This window comes from Myroides marinus (assembly GCF_900109075.1).
Classification (GTDB): domain Bacteria; phylum Bacteroidota; class Bacteroidia; order Flavobacteriales; family Flavobacteriaceae; genus Flavobacterium; species Flavobacterium marinum_A.
The window spans coordinates 21,468-33,005 of sequence record NZ_FNYS01000006.1 but is presented as its reverse complement, the minus strand read 5'-3'; the positions used below and the strand labels follow the sequence as shown (position 1 = coordinate 33,005).

Below are 11,538 nucleotides of genomic sequence, written 5' to 3'. Positions count from 1 at the left end.
TTAGGAGGGGAGATACTCAAGCGGCCAACGAGGACGGACTGTAAATCCGTTGGGTAACCTTCGCAGGTTCGAATCCTGCTCTCCCCACTAGAAAAGAAAGCGACCAATAGGTCGCTTTTTTTGTTTATATACTATTTCATTCTTTTCCTATCCCTACTCTATTTCTTCTATTGAATAATTTTTAGTTCAGATATTTCAATTAGTTTATCAACTTAGTCTAATTATTCTAAAGAAAAGAATTACATTCGCGCAATCATTTTTACGGCATACATCTATCTATATTCTTTCATCTAGAAACAAGTCTTAAAGCACGTAAAAAATCAATGTAACATCTAAAGTAAAAAGTAATCTAAAAAATATGGCAGTCGAACTTTGTTCTTGTGAAGGTTTAAATCCTAATTGTAAAATCTGTTTTGGAAGTGGTTATGCTCCATCAGCAACTCAAAAAAAATCTGCTCCAAAGCAGGTAGCTAAAAAACCAGTAAGCAAAACAATTCCTTATAAAGAAGCTGAATTAGTTTATCATCTTCCAAAAAAAACGGACGCTTTAACAAAGCAAGAGATTGAACAAATTACAATAAAAATCATCAATGCTCTAGATTCTAAATCGAAGAAGCAACTACAACTTCTAAACTCTATTCCTTTTAATACAAATACTTTTAGAAGAGACTTTAAAGATAAATTCCACAATTTGACTATTCTTGAAACTGAAAAGAGACATTTAAGAAAAGAACTAATGGTAATTGATCAAATAATTGTAGACAAAAAATACGATAGTCAATTTAGCTTTAAACACTTCTTATCTGATAAAGATTTAGATATTACATCTAATAGACAACTTAAAGAAATACTTCGCGAGTATAAAAGACTAAAAAACTAAACCTAGTTGATTACATCTCTATGGTGTCATCAAAATAAGCTACAGAGGCAGTACTTTACAAGTACTGCTTTTTTTTACCTAGCTTACTTAGTAAAATATGAACTAAAAAGCGATAATAGAACTTATAGCTCTATTATCGCTTTTACTATATAACAATTAATTAGAATAAAAAGTATTAATCAAATGCCCCCATTGCATTTAACCTATACACCATTCTTTTTGCTAAATCATCTGTTACGATTTTATTAAAGCTAAACTTAATACCGTATAAAGCATTCTTTTCTTCTCCTACTTCTAGGCTTACTCCCCCATTACTATTATTCAAATTCTCTGCCTCATAAAAGAACACAGATCCTATTTGACTATTCTTAGCATTATAGACTACATATTCATAAGAAGGAACTTGTGCATTAACTGTTACTTTTTTATAATACCCCACTTTTTCACCATTCTTTTTAATATTTCCACTACCATCTATTGTTAGTTTTTGATCTATTGCTAGCTGGCTTTCTTTTTCTATCTCTGCTAATTTCTCCTCTATAAACTTCTCCCATTTATCAGAAACACTTCTATCGGAAGACTCAAAGTATTGTTTTACCTTTTCCTTATTCATTCCTTCCCCACCTATAAGTCCTACTCCACTTTTAAGAAGAGCCTCTACAGTCCATTTCTCTTTACTAAACGAGAAACCAACCCCTTCATATTCACTCTCGCGAATATTTCCATTATTCCCTGTTAATACTAACCAATACTTTGGAGCTACTTTTCCTTTTGGTGTAAGATTAGTTGCTAAAGCTACAAAGAAACTTGTACCATCTAAACTGCTAATCTTAAAACCTTCTTTCTCTTTCTCGATCTTAGCAACAGATTGTTTATCAATCTGAATCTCTCCTTTCTTGATCTTGAAATTTTGAGCTAAAGTTGTACCTACTGAGGCCACAATAGCAATAACTGTAAATAATTTTCTCATTTTTATCTACTTTTAAATACTTTAACCGTATAGCTCCGTTATTTTCATAAACGCAAGCGATCAGCTAATTAAGAATAAAATTAACAAAAATTAAGATAAAATCATATTGAGTTATAAATAAAAAAGCGACAATAGAATACACTATTATCGCTTTTATTTCGTTTAGAAGTCTTAATTACAATGTCATCTGTTTCCCATCGCGTACTACCACAAGTTTAGGAGTAGTTTTACTGCGTTGCAGATATTTTCTGTATCCACATAATTGCTCAATAGGAGTTCCGTCAATAGAAACAACTATATCACCTAAACGTACATTTTGTTCTTTTTGATGAATAGCAGCCACCATATATTTCCCATCTATATAGGCAATACCATATCCTACTTTCTCTAGGGTTGACACAACAGGATTATTCTGAACTTTCTTTAAGTATATTAAGTTAAATGAAGGTAAATAGTAAAAGTGAAACTGCTTAATAAATTCCACTCCCATTTGATAGGTGCTATCATTAGCTGTAAAAGTCAATTCTTCATTATCTAAAGCTAATTTCCCCATCTTAATTTTACCTTCTTGTGTGATAAGTGTTCTATTTACACTTTCATTCAACCCAAAGGCTCCTATACTTCCTACACTGATATAAGAGTTAAACTTTAAACTTGCCAAATAAGCAACTAAGGCTCTATCTGCACTCATCGTTAAATAACCATTATCTCCGGTATCAAATAAGAAAAGACGCTTTATACCTGCTCCAATCTCAGTTGGCACAAGAATTCTAGTTCCTCCTTCTACTGGATAAGTAGGTACTGAAGTAAACTTATTTTTAAGAAGTGTATCGACAAGTTCTGGAGTGAAATCATGTAGTACTATCTCTTTCTTTATAGGGTCTATTTCTAGAATCTTATCTTTATAAATCACGTTGCCAAGTACCCCATCTATTTTATAACAATTAAATATAGGATCATTAATCATCGGAAAAGATTCAAAATCTGTAAATGGTAGTTTCGAAAAAGTATAATTTCCCACTTTAAGATTATCCACTGTAAAAGTAGGTATAGCCTGTACTACATTATTAGCATCTATAGCCGCTATCTGCTCACCATGGCTATATTCATCTAATAAACTAGCTCTGATAGATAGACCATCCCAGCCTGTATCAAACAAGAAGGTCATTGGTTTTTCATTTACCTTTAATTCCACTAACATCCAGCCAGAGTCATCATTATATGGCAGACGAATAGTCTGTGCATAACCAATAGATACTGATACTAAAAAGAGAAATAATAATACTTTTTGGAACTTCATAAAACAGTGTGTGTTTATAACTTTAATTATACTTGTGCTCATCACCCCACTTTTTACGCAGGTTTATTGCAGTAATCTAAAATAGATAATTTATTATTCACTTTTTTATATTTAGGAATAATATTGACTTTTTTTAACAGATAGACATCATTAATATCAACCTTGTAAGACTACATGATATAATATTTTAAATTATGCGAATCGTATTGAGCTTATACAACCTCATTTCAGACGATATAAAACCTCTTTCAACACAAAAACAATCAATTGAACAACAACAACATACCTCCGTTTTTAAAATTATATAAACTCATTATGAATAAGCATTCAGTAGATTAAATAATTGAAAATAGGTTTACTTTTGCGGCATGAGTAGAAAAAGAACAGAAAGAATCGTATTCGAAAACGTAGAAGTCCTTGATGCAGGTGCAAAAGGCGTTTCGGTAGCTAAAGCTCCAGATGGGAAAGTTATATTTATTCCTAACGTAGTTCCGGGAGATGTGGTAGATGTGCAAACATTCAAAAAACGCAAAGCGTATTATGAAGGTAAGGCAGTTAAATTCCACAAATTTTCTGAACAAAGAATAGAGCCAGTATGTGAGCACTTCGGAGCATGTGGTGGATGTAAATGGCAAAACATGAACTATACACAGCAGTTGTTCTATAAAAACCAAGAGGTTTTTAACAACCTAAAACGTATAGGAAAAATAGAATTACCTGAATTCGAACCTATCTTAGGTTCTGAAGAAACTTTATTTTACAGAAATAAAATGGAGTTCTCTTTCTCTAACGCTCGTTGGTTAACACCAGAAGAAGTAGCTAGTGGAGAAGAAATGGGTAAAGAAAATGCATTAGGATTTCACATTCCTAAAATGTGGGATAAGATCTTAGACATCAAAAAATGTCACTTACAACAAGATCCTTCTAATGAAATCAGAAACGAAATCAGAAGATTTGCTAACGAGAATAACTTAGCATTCTTTAATCCTCGTGAGCAAGAAGGTCTATTGCGTACATTAATGATTAGAACTACTTCTACAGGAGAAGTGATGGTAATGATCCAGTTCTTCTATGACAACAAAGAAGAGCGCGAACTATTAATGGACTTCTTAGCAGAGCGCTTCCCTATGATTACTTCATTACAGTATGTAATCAACGGAAAAGCTAACGATACTATCTATGACCAAGATGTAGTACTATATAAAGGTCGTGATTATATCTTAGAAGAAATGGAAGGACTTAAATTTAGTATCAATGCTAAATCATTCTACCAAACTAACTCTGAACAAGCTTACGAATTATATAAAGTAACTAGAGATTACGCTGGTCTTACTGGTAACGAAGTAGTATATGACTTGTACACAGGTACAGGTACTATCGCTCAGTTCGTATCTAAAAAAGCTGGTAAAGTAATCGGTGTAGAAGCTGTACCAGAAGCTATCGAAGATGCTAAGGTAAATGCAGAACGCAACAATATTACTAACTGTGAGTTCTTCGTAGGAGATATGAAGAATGTGTTTAACGATGAGTTTATCGCTACACATGGTCAACCTGATGTAATTATCACTGACCCTCCTCGTGATGGTATGCATAAAGATGTAGTAGAGATGTTATTAAAAGTAGCTCCTAAACGCATCGTTTATGTAAGCTGTAACTCAGCTACTCAAGCACGTGACTTAGCCCTTATGGATGTTAAGTACAGAGTAGTTAAAGTACGTCCAGTGGATATGTTCCCTCAGACACACCACGTTGAGAACGTAGTTTTATTAGAACTTAAATAATACTAACAACACAATAAGCAAAGGGCAGTCTTTTAGATTGCCCTTTACTTTATACTTGATATAATCATGAATCAAAACAACAACAATAATATTCCTGCTGAAAAGAATTTAGTTGGAGACATCGGTTTTTGCCTAGCCTCTGGTAAGATTATGATCTTAGGAGAGAAAGTAGATTATATGTACAGAGAAGAACCTAACTCTGATACGGATAGCGGATGGAGGTTCTTAAGTAACACGGAGGATGAAGAGTATCTAGACAATCCTGAAAACTCTCAAATCTATAGTGTGAATGCTGTAGCGCATAATGATATGGCTATTATCCCTTATCTAAAATCTCCTGTGGGAAGCGAATTAGTTCGCGTAGAGGGTACAGACGAATTTGAGGCATTAGATTAACTCTTTTGTCATTTTATATGCTAAAAGCTACTTCATATGAAGTAGCTTTTTTATTTCAAACAATCTACCTTAAAAAAGACACTTACACAATTCAAACTCATTTAACTTATAACTAGCAAAACACCCCGAAAACACTTTTATTAGTGACAGTATTTCTATACTAGAATTCCTAATTTTAGTATAGTTATAAAACAAAAGCACTATGAAAAAGTTAGCTATTACATTTATATCATCTCTACTCCTATTCTCATGTAGTACAGACGACAATTCTTCTGTACCTAATCAAAAAGGGCAGCTAGTAATGGAAGTCAATACCAAAGAAACCTATGTAAATAAACCTGTTTACTTTATAGTGAAGGACTTAAGAGGAAACTATAGTACTCATCTGGCTAAAATTACATCTATAGATAACAATGATCAGACTGTAGCTATCAATGGTCGCTATAAACCATCTAAACCAGGGGAATTTACCTTTGTGGCAAAAGCCACAATAGATGGTTTTGTGTATAAAGACTACTGCAAGAGTAACCTTTTTACTTAGAAATGAAACCGTTAAAACAGAATATGGTAATATCATCAGTTATGATAAGCGCATACTGCCAAACCAAGTAGAATCAACTATTATTAGACAAATAATCACAAATCAGTCTGATGGTCCAGTAACTGTTAATAATATTTATACTTATCCAAATAACGATTTAGAGTTTTATTATCTTGACAAACCTAAAGAAAACACCCCACTTCAAGTATTGTCAAAAAGCTATTTTGAATTAAAGTTTAAAAATACTACTATTGATTATATTGGAGATTTGACTCTTGGAGAAATAATAATAGAGAATTAATTCTATTAGATTACTAGTACATCGTGCTTTATTCACTCTAAACACTAGCAAGATGAATAAATCAAACTATAAAGAATAAGAGAAAAGACAACATTGACATACACTGTCTTAATTTTATCTTAATTATAAGTTACATTTACCATAACTTAAAACAAGCTTAAAAATGAAAAAAATCCTAATTGCATTGTTACTACCTATTTTAATCTTAACGTCATGTAATAGTGATGATAATGGTTACAAACCAAAACCTGCAGAGACTCTAACATTACACTTAACAACAAGACAGACTGAGGGATTTGTGAACAAACCTATTTACTTTACACTAAAAGATAGTAAAGATACTTATGGTATCTCTGGTGCAAACATAATTAATCTTGCAGATAAAAAAGCGCTAACAAGTAATGTGTTCAAGCCTACGATTGCAGGAACATATCAATTTCAAGCCAAAAGTAATAATTCAGGTACTCCATATAAGGATAGTGAAATAGTCACTGTAACAATAACTGAGCCTACTAAAAAAACAATCACGTTAAAGAACACCCCTTATCGAGCAGATAATGCAATTTTAAAGATTAAGAGAATAAATAGTAAAGATAAAAATGGCAACAATAATGTAACTGATAAATTAGTAAGACTTGATAATACGTACTACAATGAGTATGTCTTAGAGGTTAATAATAAGGGAGAGCATTTTATAGAGAATCTAATCGAAATCACTTTCTTAGTTGTTAATAAATCTGTTAAACACAATAATGGAGTAATTACAGATTACGGACAACGTGTTTATCCAACTGCACTTACTGAAATTGTTCTTACACAGGTTATCTCACATAATAAACCTAGCACTCGCATAACTACTTTTGACCAACTTAGAGAATCTGATTTATTAGTATTTTACAAAATAGACATACCTAATGACAATTCACAAGTAATAACAAAAAGTTACTTTGAATTTAATCTTAATGATATGGGGATAGACTATGCAGGAGATTTAAATTTTACGGAATTTATAGAGCAATAATATATAGAATACTAAAAAAGGCGAGAGAATACAGTATTCTCTCGCCTTTTTTAGTATTCTATTGACCAATTACAACTTTACTTTAAGATAACAGTTAGCCCCTTCGGACCATGTGCTCCCACTACAAGTGCCTGTTCAATATCTGCTGTCTTAGAAGGTCCTGATATATACACCCCAAAGCCTTTCTCACTAGGACTTATTAATTTATAGCCTTCGTGCATATTATTAACTAATTTAGAGCGATCTAAGACGATAACTAAATACTGAGTGACAAAGTATAACGCCTTGTGTTTTATTTGCTGAGGGAGCCATATACAGCCATTTTCACATACTCCAAATGATCCTTCTATTATCGCAAGATCCACTGCTTCCAATTCTTTAGGACTATTCACTTCATCTGGATTAAGTGTAGTTAATGTAATACCCTCTACTGTAGAAGCAATCTCCTTAGCGTCTGGATATAAAGATCGAATCACTTGATTAATATCCTCTCCTTCTTTTAAAACTACTGCATCACCTCCTACTGCCTTAGAAATCTCAATAAACTGCGCAAGTTGATCGTCAAAACGGATTGCATTCAAGTCCATTTGAGGCTTGTCAAATACCTGTCTTGTATTTCTTCTGATATTGTTTAATATATAATCTTTGCTACTCATAATCTTCTTATTTCTTTTTCACTTTTCCTTTCTTCCACATCTCTGTAAACGACTCTTTAGCAAACGGAGGTAAGCTACGCCCGTCTTCCCACTCTTTTAACCCAAAGGTCAAAGAACGAGGTGCATACTTCGCTAAAGAAGAAAACTTCAAGCTTGTTCTAAACAAAGCTGGGTGAGTAAACAAAAATTGCATACCCGTAGAGATAAGCTTCTTAGATGAATTAGCTTTTCCAAGTGAGTCAAGATCTTGTCTCCATTTATAGATTTGATCTGCTAAGTCTATCTTAACAGGGCATACATTATTACAAGAATAACATAGCGAACAAGCAGATAGATTCTCACTGTGTTTAACAGGATCTTTTAGCATACCTAGATTAATACCGATAGGACCTGGAATAAAGTAAGTATAAGAATATCCTCCACTGCGTCTATATACAGGACAAGTATTCATACAAGCTCCACATCTAATACAGTTAAGTGACTTGATATGTTCCTCGTTACTCAAGATATCACTTCTACCGTTATCTACTAATATAATATGAAATTCACCACCTTCTACAGGCTTGCGGAAATGTGAAGTATAAGTTGTCGTAGGTTGTCCAGTTGCTGAACGCGCTAATAATCTCGTTAACACACTCAAGCTCTCGTAATCAGGTATCAGTTTCTCTAACCCCATAGAAGCAATGTGTAACTTTGCTAAAGAGGTTCCCATATCCGCATTCCCTTCATTAGTACATATCACAATCTCCCCTGTAGCAGCTATTCCGAAATTCACTCCTGTCATAGCTGCATCAGCAGTTAGGAAGTCATTTCGCAACGATACTCTAGCTGCACGAGTTAGGTATGTAGGATCACTATTTCCCTTTTCTGTATTTAACTTCTCCGAGAACAATTCTCCTACCTCTTCCCTTTTCATGTGGATAGCTGGTAATACGATATGTGAAGGCGCAGTCCCGTTTAACTGTAAGATACGCTCCCCTAAGTCACTCTCTATAATTTCTATTCCCTTTGCTTCTAAGTAATGGTTAAGATCACATTCTTCTGTCAGCATAGACTTACTCTTCACTACTTTCTTAGCATTGTGTTTCTGTAATATCTCTGTAGCGATGGCGTTGTGTTCTTCAGCATCTTTAGCCCAGTGGACAATAACTCCGTTTGCCTCTGCATTAGCTGCAAACTGTTCTAAATAACTCGCTAAGTGACTAACGCTATGTAATTTTATCTTTTCACCCAATGCTCTAAGCTCTTCCCATTCAGGTAAAGTCTTAGATATTCTATCTCTCTTCTCTCTTACAAACCACAATGCATTATCATGCCAAGTAGCTTTCTCTTTATTTTGCTGAAATACATCAGCATTCTGTGCATGTTTTGTACTACTCATAATTATAATCCTGCTGCTAATATTTCGACTACGTGAATCATCTTAATAGGCATTTTATTCTTATCTACGATACCTCCCATGTGCATTAAACATGAACTATCAGCTCCTGTAATATATTCCGCCTCAGTATCTGAGTGACCATTTACTCTATCATTACCCATTCTGATAGAAATAGCAGGTTCTTCTATGGAGAACATCCCCCCGAAACCACAGCATTCATCTACTCTAATAGGTTCTACTACTTTTACGCCTTCTACTAGATTAAGCAATGCTTTTACTTTAGAATAAGGCTTAATATTAAGTTCACTTGCCGAACCTAGTTTAAGTTCTCTAAGTCCGTGGCAACTGTTATGTAAACTCACTTTATGAGGAAACTTCCCCGGTAATTTATCTACTTTCAAGATGTCGTAAAGGAATTCACATAAGTCATATACCTTACCACTTACTTTACTTGTACATCCCTCTTTCTCCATTAAGCGCGGATAAGTATCTTTTACAAACCCTGCACAGCTACCAGAAGGAGCTACTATATAATCAAACTCTTCAAATAAATCATTAAACTGCTTTGCTAATGGCAATGCTTTACCTTCAAAACCTGCATTGGCCATAGGCTGACCACAACAAGTCTGATCTACTGGATAATCAACATCTACTCCAAAATGTGTCAACAACTTATAACTCGCTAAAGCCACTTCTGGATAAACTGCATTCACATAACAAGGGACAAACAACCCTACTTTCATATTTCTATTTATTTAATTCTTAACTTCCTAAATACACTACTATTCCCGCAATTAGAATATACAACAAGGCAAAACCAACTGCTTTCTTCAGGATTACTCCTTCATTACCCTGCTGTCCACAGGCTGTAGTCGCTACTGCTATACTCTGAGGCGAAATAATCTTACCGCCTGTAGCTCCTGTAGTATTAGCTGCTGCTAGCCATCCTTTATCAGCTCCTATCTTATCCGCTACTGTAGCCTGAAGCTTACCAAACAAGATATTAGACGATGTATCACTACCTGTTAAGAATGTTCCTAATGCTCCAATAGCTGGAGCAAATAATGGATATAACGCTCCTGTAGCTGTAGCTAATGCTAGGCCTAGAACCGTAATCATCCCCGAAAAATCCATTAAAGTAGATAGTGATATTAAACAACAAACTGTAACTACTGTCTTTTTTAACTGTATGGTAGTTTTGCCAAGTAAACTAAACAAACTACCCAATGATAATCCTTGTATCAGACCTCCTACTAAAGAACTTACAAAGATTAATACTCCTGTATCGGTCAACCAATAGATCCCTACAGTATGTAAAGTACCTGCTACATTAAAGTTAAAGTTAGTCTGGAATATATCCCAATTCGCTTTCATAAATGCAGTAAAAGGGAACAAAGGACTAGTTAATAACACTAACAGTAAAATCAAGCCATATACACTCCAAGCCTGAAATATTTGATTAAAGCTAAAATTTAAATAAGAGCCTTTAACTTCCCTATTAGCAGTTAGTTTACCGAATGCAATTATAACAACAACAGATGCGATACTACCTAAGATGGCTGGAGTCTCTGCTCCTATATATACTGCAGCATAATACTGTACAGCTAATGTTACAGTACCTACTAAAACACTTAACAAGATATTCTTTAGTATTGACTTAACTGACTTCTCTGCTAAGGTCACAATTAGAAAAGGGACTAAGAACATCAGAACAGCCAACTGCCACACAACGTGAGAACTAATCAATGTTATTTGATCTGTCATTTCAACTTCTCTCGCTAATACAATAACAGGAATTCCGACTGCTCCAAAGGCTGTAGGTACACTGTTAGCAATCAAACTCACTACAGCAGAAAACATAGGCTTAAAACCTAAGCTTATCAAAATAGCTGCAGGTATAGCTACTGCAGTACCAAAGCCTGCCATCCCTTCTAGCAATCCTCCAAATCCCCATGTCAATAGTAAAACTTGAACTGATTTATCCTTTGATATAGCCGAAAACTGTTGCTTAATGATTTCTATCTTTTCAGATTTGACTTGTACATTATAGCTATAAATAGCCATTAGAATAATAACAAGAATAGGGAATACTGCTTTAGTCACCCCATATCCTATAGATAAAGCCGTATCTCCAAAAGATAAACTAAAACCAAAAATAGCTATTAATATTGTAGCCCCTAATGTAATTAAGGCACTTTTCTCTCCAGGTAATTTTAAAAATCCAAGTAAAACGATTAGGAGAACAACAGGTGTTGCAGCTAAGATAATCTGCAAACTAGAAACTGATTCTAACATTTTATACCTTTTTTAT

General features: G+C 34.0%; 12 protein-coding genes and 1 tRNA gene. 7 read left to right on the top strand and 6 right to left on the bottom strand.

Annotated features, from left to right (window positions below; translation table 11 throughout):
* The first annotated feature begins 6 nt into the window (after positions 1-6).
* Positions 7-87, top strand: a tRNA-Tyr gene (locus BMX53_RS08135).
* A gap of 271 nt (positions 88-358) precedes the next feature.
* Complete coding sequence (locus tag BMX53_RS08130) at positions 359-880, top strand: hypothetical protein (protein WP_074745616.1); 522 nt, start codon at positions 359-361, stop codon at positions 878-880.
* Positions 881-1,055: 175 nt separating this feature from the next.
* On the opposite strand, the gene BMX53_RS08125 is transcribed toward BMX53_RS08130, so the two are convergent.
* Positions 1,056-1,850, bottom strand: coding sequence for a hypothetical protein (locus BMX53_RS08125; protein ID WP_074745614.1), 795 nt, complete (start codon positions 1,848-1,850; stop codon positions 1,056-1,058).
* A gap of 175 nt (positions 1,851-2,025) precedes the next feature.
* Positions 2,026-3,150: an aspartyl protease family protein gene (locus BMX53_RS08120; protein WP_074745612.1), complete on the bottom strand. Its 1,125-nt coding sequence runs from the start codon at positions 3,148-3,150 to the stop codon at positions 2,026-2,028.
* Positions 3,151-3,518: 368 nt separating this feature from the next.
* Between BMX53_RS08120 and rlmD the strand changes: the two genes are divergently transcribed.
* From rlmD to BMX53_RS08095, 5 genes are all read left to right on the top strand, one after another.
* The gene (gene rlmD / locus BMX53_RS08115) at positions 3,519-4,931 is read left to right on the top strand and encodes a 23S rRNA (uracil(1939)-C(5))-methyltransferase RlmD (protein WP_063176389.1); all 1,413 of its coding nucleotides are present in this window, start codon (positions 3,519-3,521) and stop codon (positions 4,929-4,931) included.
* Between the two features lie 66 nt (positions 4,932-4,997).
* Positions 4,998-5,327, top strand: a complete 330-nt coding sequence (locus tag BMX53_RS08110) for a DUF2185 domain-containing protein (protein WP_074745610.1) — start codon at positions 4,998-5,000, stop codon at positions 5,325-5,327.
* A gap of 202 nt (positions 5,328-5,529) precedes the next feature.
* Positions 5,530-5,868, top strand: coding sequence for a hypothetical protein (locus BMX53_RS08105; protein ID WP_063176388.1), 339 nt, complete (start codon positions 5,530-5,532; stop codon positions 5,866-5,868).
* The gene (locus BMX53_RS08100) at positions 5,822-6,169 is read left to right on the top strand and encodes a hypothetical protein (protein WP_063176387.1); all 348 of its coding nucleotides are present in this window, start codon (positions 5,822-5,824) and stop codon (positions 6,167-6,169) included. The genes BMX53_RS08105 and BMX53_RS08100 overlap by 47 nt, the downstream gene beginning before the upstream one ends.
* A gap of 163 nt (positions 6,170-6,332) precedes the next feature.
* The gene (locus BMX53_RS08095; protein ID WP_074745608.1) at positions 6,333-7,190 is read left to right on the top strand and encodes a hypothetical protein; all 858 of its coding nucleotides are present in this window, start codon (positions 6,333-6,335) and stop codon (positions 7,188-7,190) included.
* Between the two features lie 77 nt (positions 7,191-7,267).
* Here BMX53_RS08095 and BMX53_RS08090 read toward each other — a convergent pair whose 3' ends face one another.
* From BMX53_RS08090 to BMX53_RS08075, 4 genes are read right to left on the bottom strand one after another with little or no spacing between them, the layout of a single operon-like run.
* The gene (locus BMX53_RS08090; RefSeq protein WP_063176171.1) at positions 7,268-7,846 is read right to left on the bottom strand and encodes a LutC/YkgG family protein; all 579 of its coding nucleotides are present in this window, start codon (positions 7,844-7,846) and stop codon (positions 7,268-7,270) included.
* Between the two features lie 7 nt (positions 7,847-7,853).
* Positions 7,854-9,227 carry a lactate utilization protein B gene (locus BMX53_RS08085; protein WP_063176170.1) on the bottom strand — a complete coding sequence of 458 codons (1,374 nt, stop codon included), beginning with the start codon at positions 9,225-9,227 and terminating at the stop codon, positions 7,854-7,856.
* Between the two features lie 2 nt (positions 9,228-9,229).
* Positions 9,230-9,970, bottom strand: a complete 741-nt coding sequence (locus BMX53_RS08080; RefSeq protein ID WP_063176169.1) for a (Fe-S)-binding protein — start codon at positions 9,968-9,970, stop codon at positions 9,230-9,232.
* A gap of 19 nt (positions 9,971-9,989) precedes the next feature.
* Positions 9,990-11,522: an L-lactate permease gene (locus BMX53_RS08075; protein ID WP_082671527.1), complete on the bottom strand. Its 1,533-nt coding sequence runs from the start codon at positions 11,520-11,522 to the stop codon at positions 9,990-9,992.
* Positions 11,523-11,538 lie beyond the last annotated feature (16 nt).

Excerpts from the sequence above, each read along its gene's own strand:
- BMX53_RS08130 (WP_074745616.1), top strand. The coding sequence starts at position 359 with ATGGCAGTCGAACTTTGTTCTTGTGAAGGTTTAAATCCTAATTGTAAA.
- BMX53_RS08125 (WP_074745614.1), bottom strand. The coding sequence starts at position 1,850 with ATGAGAAAATTATTTACAGTTATTGCTATTGTGGCCTCAGTAGGTACA.
- BMX53_RS08120 (WP_074745612.1), bottom strand. The coding sequence starts at position 3,150 with ATGAAGTTCCAAAAAGTATTATTATTTCTCTTTTTAGTATCAGTATCT.
- rlmD (WP_063176389.1), top strand. The coding sequence starts at position 3,519 with ATGAGTAGAAAAAGAACAGAAAGAATCGTATTCGAAAACGTAGAAGTC.
- BMX53_RS08110 (WP_074745610.1), top strand. The coding sequence starts at position 4,998 with ATGAATCAAAACAACAACAATAATATTCCTGCTGAAAAGAATTTAGTT.
- BMX53_RS08105 (WP_063176388.1), top strand. The coding sequence starts at position 5,530 with ATGAAAAAGTTAGCTATTACATTTATATCATCTCTACTCCTATTCTCA.
- BMX53_RS08100 (WP_063176387.1), top strand. The coding sequence starts at position 5,822 with ATGGTTTTGTGTATAAAGACTACTGCAAGAGTAACCTTTTTACTTAGA.
- BMX53_RS08095 (WP_074745608.1), top strand. The coding sequence starts at position 6,333 with ATGAAAAAAATCCTAATTGCATTGTTACTACCTATTTTAATCTTAACG.
- BMX53_RS08090 (WP_063176171.1), bottom strand. The coding sequence starts at position 7,846 with ATGAGTAGCAAAGATTATATATTAAACAATATCAGAAGAAATACAAGA.
- BMX53_RS08085 (WP_063176170.1), bottom strand. The coding sequence starts at position 9,227 with ATGAGTAGTACAAAACATGCACAGAATGCTGATGTATTTCAGCAAAAT.
- BMX53_RS08080 (WP_063176169.1), bottom strand. The coding sequence starts at position 9,970 with ATGAAAGTAGGGTTGTTTGTCCCTTGTTATGTGAATGCAGTTTATCCA.
- BMX53_RS08075 (WP_082671527.1), bottom strand. The coding sequence starts at position 11,522 with ATGTTAGAATCAGTTTCTAGTTTGCAGATTATCTTAGCTGCAACACCT.